A 24073-nucleotide genomic window follows, 5' to 3' on the forward strand; every position below is an offset into this window, starting at 1 on the left:
CTACCTTAACGATTCAGCCGCGACACTTATTGATGCAAATCAATTACACCTTTACCTACTACTTAAGTGGTATGTTTATGATTTGTCAGTATTTTTATAAGTAACGGAAAACGCTGGCTTTTCCTTTTTGCTTTTTTTATGTACAAAATTAGCAACGGATACCCACGGCGGGTTGAGTAAAACTTCAGCAACAATTACGGGAGTCATCGATATGACAGCAGCGCCGCTTTGGTTAATTGAGAACGTTCGTCTGCCCGATCGCGAAGGGTTATGGCAGATAGCGATAGACAAGGGGCGCTTCGGGGATATCACCCCTATGGGGGAGGCGCGCAAAGAGAATTTTGAAGTGCTGAACGCCCGCGGCGGACTGGCCATCCCCCCTTTTATTGAGCCGCATATCCACCTTGATACGACCCAAACCGCCGGAGAGCCGAACTGGAACCAGTCCGGGACGCTGTTTGAAGGGATTGAGCGTTGGGCGGAGCGTAAGGCTTTATTGAGCCATGAGGACGTTAAAGCCCGCGCGTGGAAGACGCTGAAGTGGCAGATCGCCAACGGTATCCAGTTTGTTCGTACCCACGTTGATGTTTCCGATCCGATGCTGACCGCGCTCAAAGCCATGCTCGAGGTAAAGCAGGAGGTCGCGCCGTGGGTAGAGCTGCAGATTGTCGCCTTCCCCCTGGAGGGCATTTTATCCTACCCCAATGGTGAGGGCCTGCTGGAAGAGGCGCTGCGTCTGGGTGCCGACGTGGTGGGCGCGATTCCGCATTTTGAATTTACGCGCGAATATGGCGTGGAATCCCTGCACATCGCTTTCCGTCTGGCGAAAAAGTATCAGCGGCCTCTGGATATCCACTGCGATGAAATTGATGATGAACAGTCGCGGTTCGTTGAAACCGTGGCGGCCCTGGCGTTAAAAGAGGGGATAGGGCCGCAAGTGACCGCCAGCCATACCACCGCGATGCACTCCTACAATGGCGCCTATACGTCACGTCTTTTTCGTTTGCTGAAGCTCTCTGGCATTAACTTCGTCGCTAACCCGCTGGTCAATATTCACCTCCAGGGACGCTTTGACGACTATCCGAAGCGTCGCGGTATCACGCGCGTGAAGGAGCTGATGGCGGCGGGCATTAACGTCTGCTTTGGCCATGACGATGTATTTGACCCCTGGTATCCGCTGGGGACCGGCAATATGCTGCAGGTGCTGCACATGGGTCTGCACGTTTGCCAGATGATGGGCTATCAGCAGATTAACGAGGGACTGAAGCTGGTCACGGAAAATAGCGCGCGCACGTTTGGCCTGAGCGATTACGGTATTGCGACGGGGAACACGGCGAATCTGGTGATTCTGCCCGCAGAAAACGGGTTTGAGGCCGTGCGTTGTCAGGTTCCGGTGCGTTGGTCAATCCGCCAGGGGAGAGTCATCGCCACCACGCAGCTGGCGCAAACCTGGGTTCAGATGGATCGGGGCGGGGAGGAGCTGTTCTTTACCCGAAATAGCCCCTTTGCCGGAACAAAGGGGCCTGAGGCTTAGTGCGATTCCGCTGCCGCGTTGTTCTGACGGTGGCGGGAGACGAAGCCGAGGATCAGACACATCACAAACACCACGGCATAGAGGCCGTTAGCGGTATGCAGCGCTGCCAGCGGACCGCTGGCGGCAACGATAGGGCCGGTCACGACGAAAGTCAGCATAGTACCCACGGTGCCGCAGGTCAGAATGAAGTTCACCAGCTTCGGCGACGACACTCGGGTTTGCTGTGAACCCAGGGTGATGATCGACGTATAGATGGCGCTGGAGAAGAAGCCGAGGGTCAGAATAAACCACGGCATATGCTCCGGCGAACCGTTGATAAACAGATACATCAGTACCGTCGCTACGCCCGCCAGCACGGTCAGAATACGCTGCAGGTCGAAGAAGCGCAGGATGAAGCTGAAAGACCACATGCCGATCATGTACGACATCCAGAAATCGCTCACCAGTTTACCCGCGTCGCCAAGACTCATGCCCAGGCCTTTGGCGTATTCCGGCACCCAGGAGATGAAGCCCAGCTGACCGAGGATGTAGCATAGCGCAGCGATGGAGAGGAACAGCACGCCGATACCCCATTTCTCTTTCACTACCGGCTGGCTATCCTGCAGGGCTTTTTTGCCCAATACCGGGAATTCGCAGCCGAAGGTCAGAATGAAAATAGCGACGTAGACCAGGCCGATGCAGGCATAAACCCAGTACCATTCGATGCTGCGCGCCAGCAGATAAGCGGCCAGCATCGGGAAGATCATCCCCGCCATGCTGAAGAAGGAGTCGGTGAACAGCAGACGCGCTCCGCGCTGACGGCCTTCATACATATGGGTGATCAGGAAGGTACCAATCGACATGGTAATCCCGCTGACCAGGCCAAGCACGAACATCGAAGCGGAAAACAGCGCCAGGCTGTGGCTGAACATTAAACCCGCTACGGCCAGAACCATCAGGATAAAGCCAAAACGCAGCTGGGTTTTCAGCGGAACAATTTCCATCAGCCAGGCGTTCAGGAAGATAGAGATCAGGATACCGGCATTAAGGAAAGTAAAGGTGTTGCTCATACTGGAAACGGGCAGATGAAAATAATCTGCGATATTTCCCATCACCATCCCGGTGACAATCACCAACGCGCCGGTCAGGGCGTAGGAGAAGAAGCTGATCCATGTGAGCTTGATACGATTGCTGTTAGTCATGACTGGCCTGTGAATAGAAATGTAAAGCGCGTTGACTCTGCGCCGGGCGGACAGATTTTATGCGTTAGCGTGATTCAAGCAAACGTTTATTCTGAAATTTATATCTTTTTGCAATTCTTAGTGTGACTCATATCACATTTATCTATTTGGCCGATCGCCAGGCCCACCGTTACAACTGTTTCAGCTAAGTAAAATTAGGTAAAAGGCTGGCCCAGGATGCAAAGGCTCTTTAGAATCAAAGCACTCGGTTTTTATTCTGCTCCGTTAAGGAATTTCCATGCTCAAATCAACTCTCGCGGCGGTGGCTGCCGTTTTCGCCATTTCAGCATTCTCCCCGGCCATGGCGGCAAAAGGGGATCCCCATGTGTTGCTGACCACGTCTGCGGGCAATATTGAGCTTGAGCTGAATAGCCAGAAAGCACCGATCTCGGTGGATAACTTCCTCAAGTACGTGAACAGCGGCTTTTATAACAACACCACTTTTCACCGGGTGATCCCGGGCTTTATGGTGCAGGGCGGCGGCTTTAACGAGCAGATGCAGCAGAAACAGCCTAATCCACCGATTAAAAACGAAGCCGACAACGGCCTGCGCAATACGCGTGGCACCATCGCCATGGCGCGTACCGCCGATCAGGACAGCGCCACCAGCCAGTTCTTTATCAATATTGCGGATAACGCCTTCCTCGATCATGGCCAGCGTGATTTTGGCTATGCGGTGTTTGGTAAAGTCGTTAAAGGTATGGACGTGGCGGATAAGATTTCTCAGGTGCCGACCCATAACGTTGGGCCGTATCAGAATGTACCGTCCAAACCTATCGTGATCCTTTCCGCAAAAGTTCTGCCGTAATTTTATTTTGCGCGGGTAACCCGTACCCGCGCAGCCCCCGCTTCCCTGCGAAATCGTTTTTTGCCGCTTATACTTGTGGCAACTGCGGACGCGTCAGGGAGGTGTTAAATGAAAAAGCTCACCGAAAAACAGAAATCCCGTCTCTGGGAGGATCGACGTAACGTGAATTTTCAGGCCAGCCGACGGCTGGAGGGCGTCGATGTTCCGCTGATAACCCTTACCCCCGAAGAAGCCCTGGCGCGCATTGCGGCGTTAAGGAGTCACTATGAGCGATAAATTCGGCGAGGGGCGGGACCCCTATCTCTACCCCGGTCTTAAGGTGATGCGCAACCGCCTGGGAATTCGCCAGGCTCAGCGACTTGAGCAGGCGGCGTGGGAGCTGACCGCATTACGCGCGGCAACCATTGAACTCGGGCCGTTGGTGCGGGGATTGCCTCATCTCTGCGCTATTCATCGCCAGCTCTATCAGGATGTCTTCGACTGGGCAGGGCAGTTGCGTGAAGTTGATATCTATCAGGGCGACACCCGTTTCTGCCATTTTGCCTATATCGAAAAAGAGGGGAACGCGCTGCTTCAGGATCTTGAAGAGGAAGGTTATCTGGTGGGTCTCGCGCAGGATAAATTCATTGAACGTCTTGCTCATTACTACTGCGAAATTAACGTCCTGCATCCTTTCCGTCTCGGTAACGGCATGGCGCAACGCATTTTCTTTGAGCAGCTGGCTATTCATGCGGGCTATACGCTGGATTGGCGCGATATTGCGGTCGATGCGTGGAACCAGGCCAACCAGAGCGGAGCGATGGGCGACCTTTCTCCACTGCGGACGATATTTCGCAAAGTGGTAAGCGAAGCGACGGAAACTGAGTAGAATAGCGCGGTTCTTTGTTCCCGGAGCCGCTATGATCCTGCTTATCGATAACTACGATTCTTTCACCTGGAATTTGTACCAGTATTTCTGCGAACTTGGGGCGGAAGTGCTGGTCAGGCGTAACGACGAGCTGACGTTAGCGGACATTATTTCCCTGGCGCCAGCGAAAATCGTTATCTCGCCGGGCCCCTGTACGCCGGATGAGTCGGGGATTTCACTGGCGGCGATCCGCCATTTTTCCGGCCAAACGCCGATCTTAGGCGTTTGCCTCGGCCATCAGGCCATCGCCCAGGTTTTCGGCGCCGCTATCGTACGAGCCGCCAAAGTCATGCACGGGAAAACGTCCCCCGTCAGCCATACCGGCCAAGGGGTGTTCCTTGGACTGAATAACCCGCTTACGGTGACCCGCTACCACTCCCTGCTCATTGATCCGCTAACGCTGCCTGAATGCTTTGAGGTGACCGCCCGCAGCGAAGAGGGAGAGATCATGGGCATTCGCCACCGCGTGTTCGATCTCGAGGGCGTGCAGTTTCATCCGGAGAGTATTCTCAGCGAGCAGGGCCACCAGCTGCTGGCAAACTTCCTCAATCGGTGATTTGTAGTTGCCATAAGTTGATTTTTTATGCATATTTTGTGATTAGATTATCATAATCATTGCTGCATAACGTAAAGGATGGGCACCACATGGCAACTGAACAACCGGCAATCACCCGCGCTACATTCGATGAGGTCATTTTGCCGATTTATGCACCGGCAGAATTTATTCCGGTGAAGGGTAAGGGAAGCCGGGTATGGGATCAGCAGGGTAAAGAGTACGTTGATTTCGCCGGTGGGATTGCCGTGACCGCGCTCGGTCATTGCCATCCGGCGCTGGTGGCGGCACTGCATGAGCAGGGTGAAAAGCTGTGGCATACCAGCAACGTTTTTACCAACGAACCGGCCCTGCGACTCGGGCGGAAGCTGGTGGATGCGACTTTTGCCGATCGCGTCGTGTTTATGAACTCCGGTACGGAAGCTAACGAAACGGCTTTCAAGCTGGCTCGCCATTACACCGTGACCCGCCATAGCCCGTACAAAACCAAAATCATCGCTTTCCATAATGCGTTTCACGGTCGCTCGCTTTTCACCGTCTCGGTCGGCGGTCAGCCGAAATATTCCGACGGGTTTGGGCCGAAACCGGCCGATATCGTTCACGTGCCGTTTAACGATTTACACGCGGTGAAAGCCGTGATGGACGATCATACCTGCGCGGTGGTGGTCGAGCCGATTCAGGGTGAAGGCGGAGTGACGGCGGCGACGCCGGAATTCCTGCAAGGATTGCGCGATCTCTGCGACCAGCACCAGGCACTGCTGGTGTTTGATGAAGTACAGTGCGGTATGGGGCGCACAGGCTCGCTGTTTGCCTATATGCACTACGGCGTGACGCCGGATATTCTGACCAGCGCCAAGGCGCTTGGCGGAGGCTTCCCTATCAGCGCCATGCTGACCACCCATGATATCGCCAGCGCTTTCCACGCCGGTTCTCACGGCTCAACCTACGGCGGTAACCCCCTGGCCTGCGCGGTCGGCGGAGCAGCCTTCGATCTGATTAATACGCCGGAAGTGCTGGACGGCGTCACCGCGAAGCGCGAGCTGTTTGTTGAGCACCTTCAGCGCATTGACGCGCGGTTCGATCTGTTCAGCGATATTCGCGGCATGGGTCTGCTTATCGGCGCCGAGCTGAAGCCGCAGTATCACGGGAAGGCGCGCGATTTCCTCTACGCCGCCGCAGAGGCGGGCGTCATGGTGCTCAATGCCGGACCGGACGTGATGCGCTTCGTACCGTCGCTGGTGATTGATGATAGCGATATTGCTGAAGGCATGGCGCGCTTTGCCCTGGCGGTTGAGCGGGTGCTTAGCGCTTAGTGGCGCGCAGCCAGATGCCATGATGCGGACGCTGACGCCATGCCACCGATGAAATGGTGTGCATGGTGTTCAGATGCCCGAGGATGCGCTGCAAATGCTGCTCCATCGTACTGAGCGGGCCGCGAGGAACCTCCGCATCCTGCGCCTCCATAATGTTCACATCCCCCGCGCTGCCCGGCCCGTCGGAATCCAGCCGCTGCTGGCAGCGCTGGAGCGCAATCTCGCAGGATTCCAGATAACGCTGCGCCAGATCCGGCGTCAGCATATTGTGCTCGCGCGCCAGAGTGGTCATCGCGTTAATATGCTCGACAATAAACTGGCTGTGGGTCACCCACAGCTTCATGTCTTCCAGATAGTGCGAGTTAAAGCCGGGTTCCTGCATCGCCTGATTCAGCGAGTTAAACAGCGCGTTATGCGCCTGATTAACGCGCATGCGCTGGTAGGCCAGCGCCGGGGCCTGATGATCGTCGCTGAGGATCAGCCTGATCGCTTCCTGATCGGCTTCCAGCGCATCGTGGGCATTTTTGCGCAGCAGCCCGCTTTGCCACTGCGGCCATAGCCAGACCATTCCGCCGAAGGCGATCAGACAGCCAATCAGCGTATCAATCAGCCTGGCGATGATAAACTGCTCGCCGTTCAGGGTGAGCAGCTGCAGAGTGTACACCGCCGTCACCGTAAACCCGACCATCGCCCAGCCGTAGTGCTTGCGGATAATCAGATAGCTTAACAGCGTGATGAACAGCATCGCGGTCAGCGTATAGCCTTCAGGAACGTGAAAGTGCAGCGTGAGCCCGGCAATGACCAGTCCCGCAATGGTTCCGGCAGCCCGATGGACGATACGTACCCGGGTTGCGCCGTAGCCGTTTTGCGTCACGAACAGCACGGTCATCAGGATCCAGTAGGGCTTAGGCAGATGCAGCGCGCTGCCCATCAGGCTGGCGACGCTCAGCATCACGCTGATACGCGCCGCGTTTCGTAACGCCGGCGACTTAAGCGACAGATAGTTTTTCAACGCGGGCAGCAGCGGCAGGCGGCGGGTTTTATCCGCCATCAGGTTACGCGCGTATAGCGGGCGCTGGGTGCGCAGAACCCTGGCAATGCGGCTGAAGTGCCAGGCGCAGAACTGGCCAACCGGATTATCCGGATGCTGCCAGGCGATTTTTTCCAGCGCGCCGATCTGTTTATCCATCTGAAAGCGCTGAGGATAACGGTGGTAGAGGAGATCGTCCGCCAGCTCCCGCAGGCGGGCGGCAACGGTTTGCGCGTTCCAGCGAATCACCGCTTCCGCGTGGCTGCGCTCCACCAGTTTCTGCACCTCTTCCGGCTGATGAAGACTGACGGAAATATGTTCCTGAAGGTCCAGTCCAACCTGGAAAGCGCGCAGCAGGCGTTTGTGATCGCTGCGCTGGTTAGCCGCCAGCATATGCATCTGCTGATAGCACTGGGTAATCAGATCCACCACCTTCTGCTGGCGGTTGAGCAGCGGCGGCAGCGATGTGGCGGGGTCCGTATGCTGGGTAAGCAGACTGTATTTGGCCTCGCAGTAGTTGGCCAGCTCCCGGTAGAGCAGGCTTAATGATTCACGCAGCGGCTGTTCGCGCCACAGCCAAAACCAGAACCAGTTAAACACGCCATACCATAAGGTGCCCATGGCGTAGATTAACAGCGGCTCCCAGATAGGCATATTGCCAGCGAGACTGAGGGTAAAAATAGCCGCGATAAGCGAGGCGGGCAGCAGCCGAGCGTGCAGGGAGCTGATTTCGGCGGTGACGCCGAGGATGAGCGCCAGACCCGTGAGGATCAGCGGCAAAGGGATGTCTCGCTGCAGAAGAAGCTGAACGATCAGGCTACAGCCGGCAAACAGGCTGCCGCCGATAATCAGGCGTTTAAAGAAGCGTTTATGCGGCGTATCCAGCCCGGCAACGTTGCAGCAGGCGGGAACAAGAGAAAACAGCAGCCCCTGCTGGAGATGACCGAGCAGAAGCCCAATCGCAACCGGCAGACACAACACCAGCGTTTGCCGCAGTGCATAGTTGACTTCCGGGTGGTAAATCAGCCTGCGCCACATGAGGGGAAAACAAAAACGGCGTATTGTCAGGCAATACGCCGTTTTACCGACTTAACGGGTACCGTAGACGACGATAGTTTTACCGTGCGCGGAGATCAGGTTTTGATCTTCCAGCATTTTCAGGATGCGGCCAACGGTCTCGCGGGAGCATCCGACGATCTGACCAATTTCCTGGCGGGTAATTTTAATTTGCATACCGTCCGGGTGGGTCATCGCATCCGGCTGTTTAGCCAGGTTCAGCAGCGTCTGAGCGATACGACCGGTAACGTCAAGGAAGGCGAGGTTGCCGACTTTCTCAGACGTGACCTGCAGACGACGAGCCATCTGCGAAGAGAGACGCATCAGGATGTCCGGGTTAACCTGGATCAGCTGACGGAACTTTTTGTAGGAGATTTCGGCCACTTCACATGCGGTTTTCGCACGTACCCAAGCGCTACGCTCCTGGCCTTCTTCAAACAAGCCTAATTCACCGATGAAATCGCCCTGATTAAGGTAAGAGAGGATCATCTCTTTACCTTCTTCATCCTTGATGAGTACAGCCACGGAGCCTTTAACGATGTAGTACAACGTTTCTGCTTTCTCACCCTGGTGGATCAGCGTGCTCTTTGATGGGTACTTATGAATGTGGCAATGAGACAAGAACCATTCAAGGGTAGGGTCTGTTTGCGGTTTGCCAAGCACCATGCGCGGTTATCCTCTGTTATAAGCTATCTCCGGGTGCCGACACTACACGGCATCCGGGCATGCAATCGTATTGAATCCCTATACCTGGGAATCCGGCTGAAATTTTTCTGCAGCCTGTAATGTGAACTCCTCTGCATACATGCAGTACATCAATGTATTACTGTAGCATCCAGATTGTTTTAGCATAGCTTTCGCCGCATGTCTCCTGGTGTCTCGCTTCAGCATGACCCAGGTCGCCTTCCGTTGCGAGAATTGTTATGTACGCGTAATCTGTCAGGAAAATTACAGCCCTGGAGTTAAATTTATGCAAGCGCGAGTGAAGTGGGTTGAAGGGTTAACCTTCATCGGTGAGTCGGCTTCTGGTCACCAGATTCTGATGGACGGCAATTCCGGGGATAAAGCGCCTAGCCCAATGGAAATGGTACTGATGGCGGCAGGCGGATGCAGCGCGATTGATGTGGTTTCCATATTGCAGAAGGGCCGCCAGAACGTCACCAACTGCGAAGTTAAGCTGACCTCGGAGCGCCGCGAAGAGGCGCCGCGTCTGTTTACCCATATCAATCTGCATTTTATCGTGACCGGTAAAGAACTGAAGGACGCTGCCGTGTCTCGCGCGGTCGACCTGTCGGCGGAAAAGTATTGTTCCGTTGCGCTGATGCTTGAGAAAGCGGTAAACATTACCCACTCTTATGAAGTGATCGAAGGGTAAGCCGAACGCGCCCCGGCCGGCAATCGCGCCACCGGGGTTCTGGCTACTCGCTGATTTTCCTGCCTTCCATCAGCCGCTCAACCAGCGGCGCCATAATCAGTTCCATCGCCAGCCCCATTTTCCCGCCCGGTACCACCAGGGTATTCATATGCGAAATAAACGAGCCCTGCAGCATCGCCAGGAGCCAGGGGAAATCGATATTTTTTAGATTACGGAAATGGATAACGACAAAGCTTTCATCCAGTGAAGGAATGGCTTTGGCCGCAAACGGGTTGGACGTATCCACCGTCGGTACGCGCTGAAAGTTGAGGTGGGTGCGTGAAAACTGCGGGGTGATAAAGTTGATGTAATCTTCCATCGAGCGGACCACGGAATCCATGACCGCCTCACGAGAGTGTCCGCGCTCGCTGGTGTCGCGGATAAGCTTCTGGATCCACTCAAGATTGACGATGGGCACCACGCCGACCAGCAGGTCGACATGGTTTGCTACGTTATGCTGCGGCGTCACAACGCCGCCGTGCAGGCCTTCATAAAACAGGACGTCAGTCGGTTCCGGCAGCGGCTGCCAGGGCGTGAAGGTCCCCGGAACCTGATTCCACGGCACGGCCTCGTCATAGGTATGTAAATATTTGCGCGACTGGCCTTTGCCGCTTTGCCCATATTCGGCGAACGTGTGTTCCAGCAGGCCGAAGTCGTTAGCCTCGGGGCCAAAGTAGCTGATATGTTTGCCCTGATCGCGCGCTTTACGGATCGCCATGTCCATTTCCGGACGGGTATAGCGGTGAAAGCTATCGCCTTCAACTTCGGCGGCGTGCAGATTAAGCTGGGCGAAAATTTTGCGAAAGGCGAGGCTGGTGGTCGTGGTTCCCGCGCCGCTGGAGCCCGTGACGGCAATCACCGGATGTTTGGCAGACATAACAACTCCCAGAGTAAACGATAGTGTGTGCCGCCTTAGCCGTGAAACTGCTTGCGGGGCATGATATTCACCGTTTCGTGCAGTTCTGACCACACCAGCACGGCTTCTCCGCTTTTCAACTGCTGTTTAACATCCGCGACTTTATCCGTCAGCGAACGTTCATGTTCACCATAATCGGTGCCTTCACGTAATACAAAACTTTCGATCAGGTTATCCAGCGTTTCGGGATCGAGATCTTGCCAGGGAATGATCATATTTGCGCTCCTAGCCAACGGGTTAGCCAATCCGGGATGCGTTTTTCAAGCCACATTTCAGGCTTACGCAGCGTGCCGCCGACGAAGCCAACGTGCCCGCCGTGCTCCGTGAGCTGATATTCGACATTCGCCGGCAGCTGCTCCTGCGGGGGAATCGAGTGGTGATCCATAAAGGGATCGTCCTTCGCGTGAATAATCAGCGTGGGCTTAGTGATATCGCTCAGGCGCGGCATGGCGCTACACTGGCGATAGTAGTCCAGCGCATCGGCAAAACCGTGGATCCTGGCCGTAATGCAATCGTCAAACTCGCGGATACGGCGCATGCTTTTTAGCTGGCGTAAATCGACGGGCAGAGAGCCGGGATAGGCTTTTAGCTTACGCGCGGCGTTGGCTTTCAGCAGGTTGAGCAGGTAGCGCTGATAAACGCGGGAGAAACCTTTGTCCATATGATAGCTACAGGCTTCCAGCATAAACGGCGCCGATACGATAACCGCGGCATCAACGGGAATAGCGTCGCCTTCTTTTGCCAGCAGGCAGCCCAGCATATTGCCCCCGAGCGAATATCCCACCGCGGCGGTGGGGACCGTGCCGTACTCGCGCTGGAGCCAGCGCAGAAACCAGGAGCCGTCTTCCGTTTCGCCCGAGTGGTAGATGCGGTTATTCCGGTTGGGTTCGCCGCTACAGCCGCGAAAGTGCATTACCACGCCCAGCCAGCCGCGCTGCATTGCCGCATGGATAAGTCCGTGTGCGTAAGGGCTGTGTAGGCTCCCCTCCAGGCCATGAAATACCACCAGACGAGGTTTATGGCGCGCCTGAGAAGGGTCTTCACTCCATGCCAGATCGACAAAATCGCCGTCCGGCAATTCCAGACGCTGCCAGTGGGGAGTAAAGCGGAGTTTGCGACGGATTAGCCGCGGCAACATGGTTTGCAAATGACGATTGCCTACGCCGCGCATCGGATGAAACTGCTGCGAGTCGTCTTCAGGGGGCGTCATTTCTGTAGGAGTGATATCAACCATAGCACCAGAGCAATAAATAATCTTTATAACATACTATACCGCGCATGAAGTGCGCAGGTTAGCCCATATGTGGCCTTGCGGCTAATCGGTCAGCAGGTTACGTGAAAAGAGATGAAAATCGACGCCGGGTTTACGCCGCCATAGCCGCGCTTTCCGCGCGCCGGTTGCCGCTGTTTCACCGGTCTCTTCAAACATTCCGGAGGCTTCGAAGCGGCGAATCAGGCTTTTGCGTTGAATCGGCTGACCAAGGATGATTTCCGTGGCTTCCAGCAGCTGACCATGGGTAAAGGTCTCCGGCAGACAGTAAACCGGCAGTAAAGAGTACATCGTTTTTTGGCGTAAGCGATGCAGACCGGCGTCGATAATCTTTTGATGATCGAAAGCCAGCGAATAGCTATCCAGCTGCGCCACCGGCACCCAGCGGGCATCGCTGACGCTGGCGATATGCGGCTGACACTCTACCCACGAGATTAACGCAAACCAGGCGATAGTCAGGCTCCAGCCGCGCGGATCGCGATCCGGCCCGGAGAAGGTGTCGAGCTGCTCCAGCCATGACGGTGAAATCCCGGTTTTTTCCGTGAGCTTACGTAGCGCCGTGGCGCGGGTTGAATCATCGTGCGCCAGATCGATAAAGCCGCCGGGTAGCCCCCACGCCCCCTGCTGCGGTGGATTAGCGCGCTCAACCAGCAGAACGCACAGCGCCCCTTCATGCAGGGTAAACAGGACGCTATCGACGGTCACCAGCGGCGAGGGAAAGCGGCTGGCATCGTATTGGCTGAGGTATTCGGCATCGTTGGTCATAGAGCGCTCGCAGCGGAAAAGAACGCTGACAAGTGTACCAGCCCCTTCCTGAGCAGCAAGCCTACATTTTTATTATTGTTTTTCAACTGCTTAATTCACATCTCCGCTTAAATGACATTTAACGCTTGCACAATATGTGTCTTAGGGACATTACTGATTGTGTCTTAGAGACACAATTTAATGAGCGGAGGTCATCATGAGCGAAAAATTTACCCTGGAACTGGATGATGAAGCGTTTACGCTTGCCAGCGGCGTCTTTCCCGATGGCGCTGTGTGGCTGAAGGTGACCGATCCACTACCGCCTTCCGCCCGTCTGATGCGCATCCGGGCGGTTGCTCTGCGCGACATGAACGATTTTATGCTGCTGGCGCAGCTGGTGGAGGCCGTGCGTCATGTTACCGACGTGACGTTTAGCCATCTGGAACTGCCGTGGCTGCCGTGGGCGCGTCAGGATCGTCATATGGTACCGGGAGACAGCTTCGCGCTGAAGGTCTTTGCCAGGCAGCTTAATACCCTTGGCTTTGACAAAGTCGTGGTGCTTGACCCGCACAGCGATGCCGCAGCGGCGGCAGTCAATAACATGGTCACGGTGGCTCAACAGCACTGTCTTCTGCAGAGCGCCGGTCTGCGTCAGGCTATTGCTGCCGGGGAGCTGATGCTGGTGGCGCCGGATGCCGGTGCGCTAAAGAAGATTCATCCTGTGGCTAAAGCCTGCGGTGCCGGAGAGTTCGCGATCCTCGGTAAAGAGCGTGACCTTGCCAGCGGCGCGTTAAGCGGTTTTTCCCTGCTGGCGGGTGATGTCGCGGGTAAAGCGGTGCTTATTGTTGACGACCTCTGTGACGCTGGCGGCACCTTTATCGGCTCGGCGCAGGTGCTGCGCGAGGCGGGTGCCCGCAGCGTGAGTCTGTACGTCACCCACGGTATTTTTTCCAAAGGCGTAGAGCATCTGTTGAATAACGGCATCGATGCCGTTTACGCCACCACCTCTTTGACTTCTCCTGCCCTGGCTCATCCGCAGCTGGAGCTTATCGATATTGACGCCATCTACCGCGCACATTGGGGATAACATGATGAAACTAAATCCGATTCTGGCCATTGATGGTTATAAAGTTTCCCATCGCGTGCAGTATCCGCAGGGGACAACGAAGGTTTACTCTAACTTTACCCCGCGCAGCGATCGTTTTTTCCAGTCGCCGCAGGCCGATGGCAAGCTGGTGTTTTTCGGCCTGCAGGGCTTTCTGCAGTGGTTCCTGGTCGATCTGTTTAACGAGGCGTTTTTCGCCCGCCCGGAAGAGGAGGTCGTGAATGAGTATAAGCAGGTGATGGACGGCTATCTGGGGCGCGATACGGTTGGGGTGGAGACTATTCGCGCTCTGCATCGGCTTGGCTATTTACCGCTGCATATCAAAGCGCTGGATGAAGGCACCAAGGTGCCGATGAAAGTACCGGTGCTGACCATCACCAATACGCAACCTGAGTTCTTCTGGCTGGTGAACTATCTGGAGACGGTGCTTTCGGCGGAGCTGTGGAAAGCGTCAACCAACGCGACCATCGCCCACCACTATCGCCTGATTTGCGAACGCTGGGCGGAGAAAACCTGTAGCGATCTGACGCACCTTGATTTCCAGTGTCACGACTTTTCGTTTCGGGGGATGTCCGGACTGCACGACACTGCGCAGTCGGGCTGCGGACATCTGGCCAGCTTCAAAGGGACCGATAGCCTGCCTTCGCTGCTGTATGCCCGTGATTATTACACTCGCGGTGAAGATGAGCTCATCGGCGCCAGCATTCCGGCTACGGAACACAGCGTGATGTGTATGGGCGAGCGCGAGCGGGAAATTGAAACCTTTCGCCGGCTGATTACCGAAGTCCACCCGCAGGGGTTCGTCTCTATCGTCTCGGATACCTGGGACTACTGGCAGGTGCTGACCGAATACACCCGCGAGCTGCAGGCAATAATTATGCAGCGTCAGGGGCGCGTGGTATTCCGTCCGGACAGCGGCGATCCGGTGGCGATTCTGTGCGGAACCGCAGCTGACGACGACACCCGCAGCGAGCGCAGCGCCGAGGAGAAAGGCTCCGTGGAGGTTCTGTGGGAAATTTTTGGCGGCACTATCAACGAAAAAGGATACAAGGTGCTGGATCCGCATGTTGGCCTGATTTACGGCGATTCCATTACTCTCGCCAGAGCGGATGAGATCCTGCGTCGCCTGGAAGCGAAAGGTTTTGCCAGCGCTAACGTGGTGTTCGGCGTGGGTTCATTTACCTACCAGTACAACACCCGCGATACCTTCGGCTTCGCGATGAAGGCAACCTGGGGGGAGGTGAACGGCGAGGGAAGAGCCCTCTTTAAGGAGCCGAAAACCGATAATGGTCTTAAACGTTCGGCGCGTGGTCTGCTGCGCGTGGAACGCGACGCCTTGGGGAAACTGCAGCTGTACGATGGGCAAACGCTGGAACAGGAGCAGCAGGGCGAGTTAAAAACGCGCTTTCTGGATGGCAAGCTGTACGGCTATGCCTCGCTGTCGCAGATCCGCGCCCGGCTGGCGGCGCAGCGCTAAGCCAGGGTGCGGAGGATGAAAAAAGGCGGGTTAGCCCGCCTTCACGTATGGCATATTGCCGCTAGCCTTCCTGTAGCATCTGCTCCAGCTGCTCCTGGGCATCCAGCCAGGCCATTTCACACTCTTCCAGCCCGGACTTCGCGCTGGCCTGCTGCTGTAGACACGCGGTGAGCTCGGCTTTGCGGCTTTGATCGTACAATTCGCTGTCGCCCAGCTTCTCTTCCGCCTGCGCCAGCTGCGCGTTGAACTTCTCCATCTCTTTTTCCAGTCGGGCGATCTCTTTGCGCAGCGGCTGGGTCAGCGTACGCAGTTCGGCTTCCCGGCGTTTCTGATCTTTACGCGCCTGGGCGCTGTTGCCGTTTTCCTTTGGCTCTTCCGATGTCTGGCTTTCCTGCTTTTGCGAGTCGCTCAGCCACTGCTGATAGTCTTCAAGATCGCCATCGAAAGGTTCGACTTTGCTGTCGTGCACCAGATAAAGGTCATCGGTGGTGGAGCGAATCAGATGACGGTCGTGCGAAACCACCACCAGCGCGCCTTCAAAATCAATGAGCGCTTCGGTTAGCGCCTGGCGCATATCGAGATCGAGGTGGTTGGTGGGTTCATCAAGCAGCAGCAGGTTAGGCCGCTGCCAGACGATTAACGCCAGCACCAGGCGCGCTTTCTCGCCGCCGGAGAAACGCTTTGTCTCTTCGTTGACTTTATCGCTCTGGAAGCCGAAACCGCCCAGATAGTCGCGCAGCTTCTGCTCCAGCTCCTGCGGCGCAATACGGGCAAGATGCTGCAGCGGGGATTCGTCGGCGCGCAGGAACTCCAGCTGATGCTGGGCAAAGTAGCCAAGCTTGATGCCTTTCGCCAGACCAATTTCACCCTGCAGCGGCTGTAGCTCGCCGGCCAGCAGTTTAATCAGCGTCGATTTACCGGCCCCGTTACGCCCCAGCAGACCAATGCGCGAACCGGGAACCAGATTCAGCTTGATTGAGTCGAGAATCACGCGCTCGCCATAACCGGCGCTGACCTTTTCCATTTTCAATAGGGGATTGGGCAGGCTTTCCGGCGCACGGAAGCTAAAGTGAAACGGGTTATCAACGTGGGCAGGGGCGATGAGCTCCATACGCTCGAGCATTTTGATACGGCTTTGCGCCTGTTTAGCTTTGGTGGCTTTAGCGCGAAAACGGTCGATGTAGCTCTGCAAATGCGCGACGCGCAGCTGCTGGCTCTCATACATCGACTGTTGCTGCGCAAGACGGGTCGCGCGCTGCACTTCAAATGAGCTGTAGTTGCCGGTGTACTCGAACATCGTTTGCTGTTCGATATGGATAATTTTGTCGACGATCGGATCGAGAAAATCGCGATCGTGGGAGATCAGTATCAGGGTCCCCGGGTAGCCTTTGAGCCACTTCTCCAGCCAGATGACCGCGTCGAGATCGAGGTGGTTCGTCGGTTCATCAAGCAGCAGCAGATCGGAACGGCAAATCAGCGCCTGCGCGAGGTTGAGACGCATACGCCAGCCGCCGGAAAAGTCGCTCACCGGTCTTTCAAGCTGTTCGTTGCTGAAACCGAGCCCGTGGAGCAGGCTGGCCGCACGCGAGCGGATGGTCCAGGCGTCGATGGCGTCCAGCTTACCGTGGACCGTCGCGATGGCATGGCCGTCATTACGTTCGTTGGCCGCGTGCAGGTCCGCCTCCAGCTTGCGGAATTCGCGATCGCCATCAATAACATAGTCAATAGCCGGCTGCGCAAGCGCAGGCGTTTCCTGATTAACCCAGGCCAGCTGCCAGCTGCCGGGGAAGGTCATTGAGCCGCCGTCGGCGCTAATCTCGTTTTTCAAAAGCGAAAGCAGCGTGGATTTACCGCAGCCGTTTTTACCCACCAGGCCGACTTTTTGCCCTGGGTTGATGGTGGCGGTAGCGTTGTCCAGCAGGACGCGTACGCCGCGACGAATTTGTAAGGAGGAGAAAACAATCATAAGGCGCCGTATGTTCTGACTATGTTAATTTGTCATTATGATAATGTAGTGTCGAGCGAATCGCTCAACCGGGCCGCAATGGTAGCCCAAAATGAAGATGATACACAAAGTCATTCTGGTTGCGTCGGGACGCAGCCGCTGCACAGGCCGCCAGAAGACGTTCGGGAGGGGAAAGATGTCTCAGACAGCGAAAGTTTTGCTGCTGTATGCCCACCCAGAATCTCAGGATTCCGTGGCCAACCGGGTTTTGCTTGAACCGGCCTTACAGTTGTCGAATGTTACCGTGCACGATCTCTACGCGCACTATCCGGATTTTTTTATCGATATCGCCTGCGAGCAGGATCTCCTGCGCCAGCATGAGGTGATTGTTTTCCAGCATCCGCTCTATACCTGGAGCTGCCCGGCGCTGATGAAAGAGTGGCTGGACAGGGTGCTCAGCCGCGGCTTTGCCAGCGGGGCGGGAGGGAATCAGCTGGCGGGAAAGTACTGGCGTAGCGTCATTACTACCGGCGAGCCGGAGAGCGCCTACCGGCGCGATGCCCATCGTTATCCGATGAATGATATTCTCCGCCCTTTCGAACTGACCGCCGGTATGTGCCGCATGCACTGGATGAGCCCGATTATCGTCTACTGGGCGCGTCGGCAATCACCCGACGATCTGAAAAGCCGCGCTCGCGCCTACCGCGATTGGCTGGCTAACCCTGTAACGGCGGGAGGTCCAAATGGCGGGAGCTGATTTACTGCTGGCCGGGGTGTTATTTCTGTTTGCCGCCGTAGTGGCGGTGCCGCTGGCGGCGAGGCTGGGTATTGGTGCCGTGCTCGGGTATCTGCTGGCCGGTATCGCCATCGGCCCCTGGGGATTAGGCTTCATCAGCGATGTGGATGAAATTCTTCACTTCTCAGAATTAGGCGTCGTTTTTCTTATGTTTATCATCGGACTGGAGTTGAATCCGTCCAAGCTGTGGCGGCTGAGAAGCTCCATTTTCGGCGTCGGGGCCGCTCAGGTCGCCTTCAGCGCGCTGATACTTGGCGGTTTGCTCATGCTTAGCGACTTCTCATGGCGCGCTGCGGTGGTTGGCGGGATTGGGCTGGCGATGTCTTCCACCGCGATGGCGCTGCAGCTGATGCGGGAGAAAGGCATGAGCCGCAGCGAGTCCGGGCAGCTGGGCTTCTCCGTACTGCTGTTTCAGGATCTGGCCGTGATCCCGGCCCTGGCGCTGGTTCCCCTGCTCGCAGGGTCAGGTGACGACCATTTTAACTGGCTCACCATCGGGATGAAGGTGCTGGCCTTCGGCGGAATGCTGGTTGGAGGTCGTTATCTGCTGAGGCCGGTATTTCGGTTTATCGCCGGCTCCGGCGTGCGGGAGGTCTTTACCGCGGCGACGCTACTGCTGGTTCTTGGATCGGCGTTGTTTATGGATGCGCTCGGTTTGTCGATGGCGCTGGGGACCTTTATCGCCGGCGTCCTGCTGGCAGAGAGCGAGTATCGCCACGAGCTGGAAATCGCCATTGAGCCGTTTAAAGGGCTTCTCCTCGGGCTGTTCTTTATTTCCGTTGGCATGGCGCTGAACCTTGGGGTGCTCTATACCCATTTACTGTGGGTTGTGGCCAGCGTCGCGATACTGGTGACGGTAAAAGGTCTCGTCCTGTATTTTCTGGCGCGGGTTTATGGCCTGCGCAGCTCTGAACGGGTGCAGTTTGCCGGCGTGCTGAGCCAGGGGGGCGAGTTTGCCTTTGTGCTGTTCTCACTCCCCGCTTCGCTTCGTCTGTTTCAAAACGATCAGATGGCCCTGCTGCTGGTGACGGTGACATTATCGATGATGACCACGCCGCTGCTGATGAAGCTCATCGATAAAGTCCTTTCGCGGCGATTGAACCAACCTGAAGAGGAGGGCGAGGCTCCGTGGGTTGAAGATGACAAACCGCAGGTGATCATCGTTGGTTTTGGGCGTTTCGGCCAGGTGATTGGCCGTCTGCTGATGGCGAACAAAATGCGTATTACGGTACTGGAGCGCGATATCAGCGCGGTCAATCTGATGCGTAAATATGGCTATAAAGTTTATTTTGGCGATGCGACGCAGCTGGAGCTCCTGCGCTCGGCGGGAGCCGAAGACGCGCAGTCGATCGTTATCACCTGCAACGAGCCGGAAGATACCATGAAGCTGGTGGAGATGTGTCAACAACACTTTCCACATCTCCATATTCTGGCGCGAGCGCGGGGACGCGTTGAGGCCCATGAGCTGCTGCAGGCGGGAGTGGCGCAGTTTTCCCGCGAAACCTTCTCCAGCGCGCTGGAGCTAGGACGAAAAGCGCTTATCTCGCTCGGCATGCATCCCCATCAGGCGCAGCGCGCCCAGCTGCATTTTCGGCGCCTCGATATGCGGATGCTGCGTGAGTTAATGCCGGTGCATAGTGATACCCTGCAGATATCCCGCGTGCGGGAAGCCAGACGCGAGCTGGAGGAGATTTTTCAGCGCGAGATGCAAAAAGAGAGCAGGCAGTTAGACGGCTGGGATGAATTTGAATAAAGGTAAATGATATGGCTGTGCGTAAACGTTTTATCGCCGGTGCGAAATGCCCGGCGTGCCAGGCCCAGGATTCGCTGGCGATGTGGCGTGAGAATAATGTCGATATTGTTGAGTGCGTTAAGTGCGGTCATCAGATGCGTGAGGCGGATAAAGAGGTCCGCGAGCATGTTCGCAAAGAAGAGCAAGTGATAGGCATTTTTCATCCGGACTAGCGTTATCTATCGGCTTTTTTTAAGCTAGAGGGTACACGGGTGCAGAATTCCGCTACAATCTGCGCCACTATTCTTCCCATGCTCAGGAGATATCATGAAAGTAGCAAAAGACCTGGTGGTCAGCCTGGCCTATCAGGTACGTACAGAAGACGGTGTGTTGGTTGATGAGTCTCCGGTAAGCGCGCCGCTTGACTACCTGCATGGTCACGGTTCCCTGATTTCCGGCCTGGAAAACGCGCTGGACGGCCACGACGTTGGCGACAAATTTGACGTCGAAGTCGGCGCTAACGATGCATACGGTCAGTACGACGAAAACCTGGTTCAGCGCGTTCCTAAAGACGTATTTATGGGCGTTGATGAACTGCAGGTTGGCATGCGCTTCCTGGCGGAAACCGATCAGGGTCCGGTACCGGTAGAAATCACCGAAGTGGGTGACGAACACGTTGTTGTTGACGGTAACCACATGCTGGCTGGTCAGAATCTGAAGTTCAACGTTGAAGTTGTCGCGATTCGCGAAGCAACGGCGGAAGAGCTGGAGCATGGTCATGTACACGGTGCTCACGGGCACGATCATGGCCACGACCACGATCATGATGGTTGCTGCGGTGGCCACGGCCACGGCCATGACCACGAACATGGCAAAGGCGGCTGCGGCGGCAACGGCGGCTGCGGCTGCCACTAATTCCGCTGCGCTCGCGTCGCGGAATAGAAAAAAGCGGGGAAACCCGCTTTTTTTACGTCTTAATAGTGCGGCGGGGGCGTTTCTTCCGCCTGTGAAGCCATATGCGACGGCTGAGTGGCTTTCAGTTTTTCGACCATCAGGCGCATATGTTCGCGCATCCTCGCCATTTCTATCTCGTGGGCGGTGACGGTCTTGTTGAGGTCTTCAATAGTGATTTCCTGAAACGCCAGTCTGCTCTCCAGCTCCGCAAGGCGAGTCTCTAAAGTGCTATCGTGCATGAGTAACCTCTTCTGTCTTATCCTGCGGGCGGATTCTACTGAAGTTTCAGCATCCGCGCAGCATCGTTACGTCTGACAGGAAACTAATTCATACAAAAATAGTCTTAAATGAGGCGATATTCAGGTACGTCTGTATGTTGATTTGTTCTGCAACGTTCTATAGTACGTTTTTTGTTTTTTACGATAACCCTGGGGTGAGATGCCCCGGCCCTGGAGAAATGGATGAAATCACTGTTTAAAGTAACGCTGCTGGCGACCACTATGGCCATCGCCCTGAATGCACCGCTGAGCTTCGCTGCTGAGACTACAGCGAAAGCGGCACCCGCAACGGACAGCAAATCGGCATTTAAAAATGACGATCAGAAATCTGCTTATGCGCTGGGTGCATCGCTGGGACGTTACATGGAAAACTCCCTGAAAGAACAAGAAAAACTGGGCATCAAATTAGATAAAGATCAGCTGATCGCCGGCGTTCAGGACGCTTTTGCTGATAAGAGCAAGCTGTCCGATCAGGAGATCGAACAGACTCTGCAGGCGTTTGAAACCCGTGTAAAAACTGCTGCTCAGCAGAAAATGGAAAAAGACGCCTCTGAGAATGAAGCGAAAGGCAAAGCTTACCGTGACGCCTTTGCGAAAGAGAAAGGCGTGAAAACGTCTAAATCTGGCCTGCTCTACAAAGTCGAGAAAGCGGGTACCGGCGAAACGCCGAAAGACAGCGATACCGTTGTCGTCAACTACAAAGGTACGCTGATCGACGGTAAAGAGTTTGATAACTCTTATACCCGCGGCGAGCCGCTTTCCTTCCGCCTGGACGGCGTGATCCCGGGCTGGACCGAAGGCCTGAAGAACATCAAGAAAGGCGGTAAAATCCAGCTGGTCATTCCACCGGATCTGGCTTACGGCAAAACTGGCGTACCGGGTATCCCGGCAAACTCTACTCTGGTATTTGATGTAGAGCTGCTGGATATTAAACCGGCGCCGAAAGCAGACGCCAAGCCTGAAGCCGCTGCTGAAGCGCCAGCCGCTGACGCTAAGAAGTAATCGGTTTTAAGCCGCCGCCTCCAGGGGCGGCGGTTTTTTTATTGCGGGCAGATATAATTAAAACTGGAAAGAACCTCAGGCGCTGTATTACTTTAGATAGATTAATAATGATGATGAGCCTGCCCTGACGATAACGACAGGCTCCTGAAAAGGAGTGCTTTTTTTCATGTCCAGGTCGCTTTTAACCAACGAGACCAGTGAGCTTGATTTGCTGGATCAACGTCCTTTTGACCAGACCGACTTCGATATCCTTAAATCCTATGAAGCGGTAGTGGACGGGTTAGCGATGCTCATCGGTTCCCACTGTGAAATCGTATTGCACTCATTGCAGGACTTAAAATGTTCCGCTATTCGTATCGCCAACGGTGAACACACCGGCCGTCAAATCGGCTCGCCAATTACCGACCTTGCGCTGCGCATGCTGCACGATATGACTGGAGCCGATAGCAGCGTTTCCAAATGCTATTTTACTCGCGCCAAAAGCGGTGTGCTGATGAAATCGGTCACTATCGCTATCCGCAACCGTGACCATCGGGTCATTGGCCTGCTGTGCATCAACATGAACCTTGATGTCCCTTTCTCACAAATCATGAGCACCTTTATTCCGCCGGAAACGACGGAGGTGAATTCCCAGGTCAACTTTGCTTCATCGGTTGACGATCTGGTGGCCCAGACGCTTGAGTTCACGATTGAAGAGGTGAACGCTGACCGTAACGTTTCTAACAACGCTAAAAATCGGCAGATCGTCCTGAACCTCTATGAGAAGGGGATCTTTGATATCAAAGATGCCATCAACCAGGTGGCCGATCGGCTGAACATCTCTAAGCACACGGTATATCTCTACATTCGTCAGTTCAAAAGTGGAGATTTCCAGGGGCTGGATAAGTAATGCGCTTTGCCATTACGGTAACGGGGCCCGCTTATGGTACCCAGCAGGCCAGCAGCGCACTACAGTTTGCCCGCGCCGTTTTGCAGGAAGGCCACGAGTTGATCAGCATCTTTTTCTATCGTGAAGGCGTCTATAACGCGAATCAACTCACGGCGCCCGCCAGCGACGAATTTGATCTGGTTCGGGCCTGGCAGAAGCTGCATGACGAACACGCCGTTTCCTTGCATATCTGTGTAGCCGCAGCGTTACGGCGTGGAATCACTGATGAACAGGAAGCCCGGCAGCTGAATTTGCCTGGGTATAATTTGCAGCCGGGCTTTACCTTGAGCGGATTGGGCGCGCTGGCGGAAGCCGCGTTAACCTGCGATCGCATGGTGCAGTTCTGATGAAGCGCGTAGCCTTTGTTTTTTCGTCTGCGCCTCATGGTTCAGCGTCGGGCAGGGAAGGGCTGGACGCCCTGCTGGCAACCTCAGCGCTGACGGAGGAGATCGGCGTTTTCTTCGTGGGTGATGGCGTCTTTCAGCTTCTTCCCGGGCAGCGCCCCGCAGCGGTGCTGGCGCGCGACTATATCTCCACCTTTAAGCTCTTATCGCTATACGATATCGAACAGTGCTGGATTTGCGCTGCTTCAGCACGGGAGCGCGGTCTGAATTCTGCCACGCCGTGGGTTGTTGATGGCGAATGGCTGGAGCCAGAGGCTTTGCGCGCCCGGCTTGACGATTTTAACGTGATACTGCGGTTCTGAGGCTCGAATGCTCCACACGCTAAGCACATCCCCCTGGCACGCCGATATGGCGGCTATGCTCCGTTTGCTAAAAGAGGGCGACGATCTTCTGCTGCTGTCGGATGGCGTTATCGCCGCTCTCGCGGAAGGCCGTTTCCTTGAAATCCTGCAATCTGCCCCCATATCCCTCTACGCTCTGCAAGAAGATATCGAAGCCCGCGGGCTGGCTGGTCAAATTGCGGACAGTGTCGTCAGGGTTAGCTATACTGATTTCGTCAGACTTTCAGTCAAACATGCAGGTCAGTTGTCCTGGTAATGGCGGGATCGTTGTATATTTCTTGACACCTTTTCGGCACCGCCCTAAAATTCTGCGTCCTCATATTATATGAGGCGATTTATTACGTGT

General features: G+C 55.5%; 27 protein-coding genes. 18 read left to right on the top strand and 9 right to left on the bottom strand.

Annotation, left to right across the window (positions count from 1 at the left end; translation table 11 throughout):
• Positions 1 to 211 precede the first annotated feature (211 nt).
• Positions 212 to 1534 (top strand): cytosine deaminase, encoded by a 1323-nt coding sequence (locus SIK97_RS09925; protein ID WP_057173347.1) that lies wholly within the window; start codon positions 212 to 214, stop codon positions 1532 to 1534.
• Here SIK97_RS09925 and tsgA read toward each other — a convergent pair.
• Positions 1531 to 2715, bottom strand: a complete 1185-nt coding sequence (gene tsgA, locus SIK97_RS09930) for an MFS transporter TsgA (RefSeq protein WP_004854892.1) — start codon at positions 2713 to 2715, stop codon at positions 1531 to 1533. The genes SIK97_RS09925 and tsgA overlap by 4 nt on opposite strands.
• A gap of 277 nt (positions 2716 to 2992) precedes the next feature.
• Between tsgA and ppiA the strand changes: the two genes are divergently transcribed.
• The 5 genes from ppiA (at position 2993) to argD (ending at position 6335) form a co-directional block, all read left to right on the top strand.
• A complete protein-coding gene (gene ppiA / locus SIK97_RS09935; RefSeq protein WP_004854889.1) occupies positions 2993 to 3562 on the top strand; it encodes a peptidylprolyl isomerase A in 570 nt (189 codons plus the stop codon).
• Between the two features lie 108 nt (positions 3563 to 3670).
• Positions 3671 to 3838, top strand: coding sequence for a YhfG family protein (locus tag SIK97_RS09940; protein WP_004854887.1), 168 nt, complete (start codon positions 3671 to 3673; stop codon positions 3836 to 3838).
• Complete coding sequence (locus SIK97_RS09945; RefSeq protein WP_009654847.1) at positions 3828 to 4430, top strand: putative adenosine monophosphate-protein transferase Fic; 603 nt, start codon at positions 3828 to 3830, stop codon at positions 4428 to 4430. The genes SIK97_RS09940 and SIK97_RS09945 overlap by 11 nt, the downstream gene beginning before the upstream one ends.
• A 31-nt stretch (positions 4431 to 4461) precedes the next feature.
• Complete coding sequence (gene pabA, locus SIK97_RS09950) at positions 4462 to 5025, top strand: aminodeoxychorismate synthase component 2 (protein WP_014227049.1); 564 nt, start codon at positions 4462 to 4464, stop codon at positions 5023 to 5025.
• 89 nt (positions 5026 to 5114) lie between these two features.
• Complete coding sequence (gene argD, locus SIK97_RS09955; RefSeq protein ID WP_014839676.1) at positions 5115 to 6335, top strand: bifunctional acetylornithine/succinyldiaminopimelate transaminase; 1221 nt, start codon at positions 5115 to 5117, stop codon at positions 6333 to 6335.
• Here the strand turns inward: argD and SIK97_RS09960 are convergent.
• Positions 6325 to 8403 (bottom strand): YccS/YhfK family putative transporter, encoded by a 2079-nt coding sequence (locus tag SIK97_RS09960; protein WP_014839675.1) that lies wholly within the window; start codon positions 8401 to 8403, stop codon positions 6325 to 6327. The two genes, argD and SIK97_RS09960, sit on opposite strands and share 11 nt — an antisense overlap.
• A 51-nt stretch (positions 8404 to 8454) precedes the next feature.
• On the bottom strand, positions 8455 to 9087 hold the full coding sequence (gene crp, locus SIK97_RS09965) for a cAMP-activated global transcriptional regulator CRP (RefSeq protein WP_000242758.1): 633 nt from the start codon (positions 9085 to 9087) through the stop codon (positions 8455 to 8457).
• Between the two features lie 304 nt (positions 9088 to 9391).
• On the opposite strand from crp, the gene SIK97_RS09970 reads away from it, so the two are divergent.
• Positions 9392 to 9796 carry an OsmC family protein gene (locus SIK97_RS09970; RefSeq protein WP_004854875.1) on the top strand — a complete coding sequence of 135 codons (405 nt, stop codon included), beginning with the start codon at positions 9392 to 9394 and terminating at the stop codon, positions 9794 to 9796.
• A 43-nt stretch (positions 9797 to 9839) separates the two neighbouring features.
• Here the strand turns inward: SIK97_RS09970 and SIK97_RS09975 are convergent, their stop codons facing one another.
• The 4 genes from SIK97_RS09975 to SIK97_RS09990 form a co-directional block, all read right to left on the bottom strand.
• The gene (locus SIK97_RS09975) at positions 9840 to 10712 is read right to left on the bottom strand and encodes a phosphoribulokinase (RefSeq protein ID WP_004854874.1); all 873 of its coding nucleotides are present in this window, start codon (positions 10710 to 10712) and stop codon (positions 9840 to 9842) included.
• A 35-nt stretch (positions 10713 to 10747) separates the two neighbouring features.
• Positions 10748 to 10966, bottom strand: coding sequence for a YheU family protein (locus SIK97_RS09980; RefSeq protein ID WP_004125965.1), 219 nt, complete (start codon positions 10964 to 10966; stop codon positions 10748 to 10750).
• Positions 10963 to 11922 (bottom strand): hydrolase, encoded by a 960-nt coding sequence (locus tag SIK97_RS09985; RefSeq protein WP_231719137.1) that lies wholly within the window; start codon positions 11920 to 11922, stop codon positions 10963 to 10965. Before SIK97_RS09985 ends, SIK97_RS09980 begins: the two co-directional genes overlap by 4 nt.
• 144 nt (positions 11923 to 12066) lie before the next feature.
• Positions 12067 to 12786 carry an NUDIX hydrolase gene (locus SIK97_RS09990; RefSeq protein ID WP_014227046.1) on the bottom strand — a complete coding sequence of 240 codons (720 nt, stop codon included), beginning with the start codon at positions 12784 to 12786 and terminating at the stop codon, positions 12067 to 12069.
• 196 nt (positions 12787 to 12982) lie between these two features.
• Between SIK97_RS09990 and prs the strand changes: the two genes are divergently transcribed.
• Positions 12983 to 13852 (top strand): ribose-phosphate diphosphokinase, encoded by an 870-nt coding sequence (gene prs, locus SIK97_RS09995; protein WP_032751532.1) that lies wholly within the window; start codon positions 12983 to 12985, stop codon positions 13850 to 13852.
• Positions 13853 to 13856: 4 nt separating this feature from the next.
• The gene (locus SIK97_RS10000) at positions 13857 to 15347 is read left to right on the top strand and encodes a nicotinate phosphoribosyltransferase (RefSeq protein WP_057173358.1); all 1491 of its coding nucleotides are present in this window, start codon (positions 13857 to 13859) and stop codon (positions 15345 to 15347) included.
• A 61-nt stretch (positions 15348 to 15408) separates the two neighbouring features.
• On the opposite strand, the gene SIK97_RS10005 is transcribed toward SIK97_RS10000, so the two are convergent.
• Positions 15409 to 17313, bottom strand: a complete 1905-nt coding sequence (locus SIK97_RS10005) for an ABC transporter ATP-binding protein (protein ID WP_032751530.1) — start codon at positions 17311 to 17313, stop codon at positions 15409 to 15411.
• A 175-nt stretch (positions 17314 to 17488) separates the two neighbouring features.
• On the opposite strand from SIK97_RS10005, the gene kefG reads away from it, so the two are divergent.
• From kefG to slyD, 4 genes are all read left to right on the top strand, one after another.
• On the top strand, positions 17489 to 18049 hold the full coding sequence (gene kefG / locus SIK97_RS10010; RefSeq protein ID WP_004854856.1) for a glutathione-regulated potassium-efflux system ancillary protein KefG: 561 nt from the start codon (positions 17489 to 17491) through the stop codon (positions 18047 to 18049).
• Positions 18036 to 19841: a glutathione-regulated potassium-efflux system protein KefB gene (gene kefB / locus SIK97_RS10015; RefSeq protein WP_032751529.1), complete on the top strand. Its 1806-nt coding sequence runs from the start codon at positions 18036 to 18038 to the stop codon at positions 19839 to 19841. The genes kefG and kefB overlap by 14 nt, the downstream gene beginning before the upstream one ends.
• 11 nt (positions 19842 to 19852) lie before the next feature.
• Complete coding sequence (locus SIK97_RS10020; protein ID WP_004106389.1) at positions 19853 to 20053, top strand: YheV family putative zinc ribbon protein; 201 nt, start codon at positions 19853 to 19855, stop codon at positions 20051 to 20053.
• A 94-nt stretch (positions 20054 to 20147) separates the two neighbouring features.
• Positions 20148 to 20735 (top strand): peptidylprolyl isomerase, encoded by a 588-nt coding sequence (slyD, locus tag SIK97_RS10025; RefSeq protein WP_004854848.1) that lies wholly within the window; start codon positions 20148 to 20150, stop codon positions 20733 to 20735.
• 59 nt (positions 20736 to 20794) lie between these two features.
• Here slyD and SIK97_RS10030 read toward each other — a convergent pair whose 3' ends face one another.
• Positions 20795 to 21013, bottom strand: coding sequence for a protein SlyX (locus tag SIK97_RS10030; RefSeq protein WP_004106384.1), 219 nt, complete (start codon positions 21011 to 21013; stop codon positions 20795 to 20797).
• Positions 21014 to 21235: 222 nt separating this feature from the next.
• Here SIK97_RS10030 and fkpA point away from each other — a divergent pair, with 222 nt between their 5' ends.
• From fkpA to tusB, 5 genes are all read left to right on the top strand, one after another.
• On the top strand, positions 21236 to 22054 hold the full coding sequence (fkpA, locus tag SIK97_RS10035; RefSeq protein ID WP_025107830.1) for an FKBP-type peptidyl-prolyl cis-trans isomerase: 819 nt from the start codon (positions 21236 to 21238) through the stop codon (positions 22052 to 22054).
• A gap of 166 nt (positions 22055 to 22220) precedes the next feature.
• A complete protein-coding gene (locus tag SIK97_RS10040) occupies positions 22221 to 22943 on the top strand; it encodes a transcriptional regulator (RefSeq protein WP_004106380.1) in 723 nt (240 codons plus the stop codon).
• Positions 22943 to 23329 (top strand): sulfurtransferase complex subunit TusD, encoded by a 387-nt coding sequence (gene tusD / locus SIK97_RS10045; protein WP_032751527.1) that lies wholly within the window; start codon positions 22943 to 22945, stop codon positions 23327 to 23329. The genes SIK97_RS10040 and tusD overlap by 1 nt, the downstream gene beginning before the upstream one ends.
• A complete protein-coding gene (gene tusC / locus SIK97_RS10050) occupies positions 23329 to 23688 on the top strand; it encodes a sulfurtransferase complex subunit TusC (protein ID WP_004854839.1) in 360 nt (119 codons plus the stop codon). Before tusD ends, tusC begins: the two co-directional genes overlap by 1 nt.
• 7 nt (positions 23689 to 23695) lie before the next feature.
• Positions 23696 to 23983: a sulfurtransferase complex subunit TusB gene (gene tusB / locus SIK97_RS10055; RefSeq protein WP_025107828.1), complete on the top strand. Its 288-nt coding sequence runs from the start codon at positions 23696 to 23698 to the stop codon at positions 23981 to 23983.
• Positions 23984 to 24073 lie beyond the last annotated feature (90 nt).

The sequence above is a fragment of the Klebsiella sp. JN_Kp126 genome, from assembly GCF_033843325.1.
In the GTDB taxonomy this organism is placed as follows: Bacteria; Pseudomonadota; Gammaproteobacteria; order Enterobacterales; family Enterobacteriaceae; genus Klebsiella; species Klebsiella michiganensis.

Excerpts from the sequence above, each read along its gene's own strand:
- SIK97_RS09925 (WP_057173347.1), top strand. The coding sequence starts at position 212 with ATGACAGCAGCGCCGCTTTGGTTAATTGAGAACGTTCGTCTGCCCGAT.
- tsgA (WP_004854892.1), bottom strand. The coding sequence starts at position 2,715 with ATGACTAACAGCAATCGTATCAAGCTCACATGGATCAGCTTCTTCTCC.
- ppiA (WP_004854889.1), top strand. The coding sequence starts at position 2,993 with ATGCTCAAATCAACTCTCGCGGCGGTGGCTGCCGTTTTCGCCATTTCA.
- SIK97_RS09940 (WP_004854887.1), top strand. The coding sequence starts at position 3,671 with ATGAAAAAGCTCACCGAAAAACAGAAATCCCGTCTCTGGGAGGATCGA.
- SIK97_RS09945 (WP_009654847.1), top strand. The coding sequence starts at position 3,828 with ATGAGCGATAAATTCGGCGAGGGGCGGGACCCCTATCTCTACCCCGGT.
- pabA (WP_014227049.1), top strand. The coding sequence starts at position 4,462 with ATGATCCTGCTTATCGATAACTACGATTCTTTCACCTGGAATTTGTAC.
- argD (WP_014839676.1), top strand. The coding sequence starts at position 5,115 with ATGGCAACTGAACAACCGGCAATCACCCGCGCTACATTCGATGAGGTC.
- SIK97_RS09960 (WP_014839675.1), bottom strand. The coding sequence starts at position 8,403 with ATGTGGCGCAGGCTGATTTACCACCCGGAAGTCAACTATGCACTGCGG.
- crp (WP_000242758.1), bottom strand. The coding sequence starts at position 9,087 with ATGGTGCTTGGCAAACCGCAAACAGACCCTACCCTTGAATGGTTCTTG.
- SIK97_RS09970 (WP_004854875.1), top strand. The coding sequence starts at position 9,392 with ATGCAAGCGCGAGTGAAGTGGGTTGAAGGGTTAACCTTCATCGGTGAG.
- SIK97_RS09975 (WP_004854874.1), bottom strand. The coding sequence starts at position 10,712 with ATGTCTGCCAAACATCCGGTGATTGCCGTCACGGGCTCCAGCGGCGCG.
- SIK97_RS09980 (WP_004125965.1), bottom strand. The coding sequence starts at position 10,966 with ATGATCATTCCCTGGCAAGATCTCGATCCCGAAACGCTGGATAACCTG.
- SIK97_RS09985 (WP_231719137.1), bottom strand. The coding sequence starts at position 11,922 with ATGCGCGGCGTAGGCAATCGTCATTTGCAAACCATGTTGCCGCGGCTA.
- SIK97_RS09990 (WP_014227046.1), bottom strand. The coding sequence starts at position 12,786 with ATGACCAACGATGCCGAATACCTCAGCCAATACGATGCCAGCCGCTTT.
- prs (WP_032751532.1), top strand. The coding sequence starts at position 12,983 with ATGAGCGAAAAATTTACCCTGGAACTGGATGATGAAGCGTTTACGCTT.
- SIK97_RS10000 (WP_057173358.1), top strand. The coding sequence starts at position 13,857 with ATGAAACTAAATCCGATTCTGGCCATTGATGGTTATAAAGTTTCCCAT.
- SIK97_RS10005 (WP_032751530.1), bottom strand. The coding sequence starts at position 17,313 with ATGATTGTTTTCTCCTCCTTACAAATTCGTCGCGGCGTACGCGTCCTG.
- kefG (WP_004854856.1), top strand. The coding sequence starts at position 17,489 with ATGTCTCAGACAGCGAAAGTTTTGCTGCTGTATGCCCACCCAGAATCT.
- kefB (WP_032751529.1), top strand. The coding sequence starts at position 18,036 with ATGGCGGGAGCTGATTTACTGCTGGCCGGGGTGTTATTTCTGTTTGCC.
- SIK97_RS10020 (WP_004106389.1), top strand. The coding sequence starts at position 19,853 with ATGGCTGTGCGTAAACGTTTTATCGCCGGTGCGAAATGCCCGGCGTGC.
- slyD (WP_004854848.1), top strand. The coding sequence starts at position 20,148 with ATGAAAGTAGCAAAAGACCTGGTGGTCAGCCTGGCCTATCAGGTACGT.
- SIK97_RS10030 (WP_004106384.1), bottom strand. The coding sequence starts at position 21,013 with ATGCACGATAGCACTTTAGAGACTCGCCTTGCGGAGCTGGAGAGCAGA.
- fkpA (WP_025107830.1), top strand. The coding sequence starts at position 21,236 with ATGAAATCACTGTTTAAAGTAACGCTGCTGGCGACCACTATGGCCATC.
- SIK97_RS10040 (WP_004106380.1), top strand. The coding sequence starts at position 22,221 with ATGTCCAGGTCGCTTTTAACCAACGAGACCAGTGAGCTTGATTTGCTG.
- tusD (WP_032751527.1), top strand. The coding sequence starts at position 22,943 with ATGCGCTTTGCCATTACGGTAACGGGGCCCGCTTATGGTACCCAGCAG.
- tusC (WP_004854839.1), top strand. The coding sequence starts at position 23,329 with ATGAAGCGCGTAGCCTTTGTTTTTTCGTCTGCGCCTCATGGTTCAGCG.
- tusB (WP_025107828.1), top strand. The coding sequence starts at position 23,696 with ATGCTCCACACGCTAAGCACATCCCCCTGGCACGCCGATATGGCGGCT.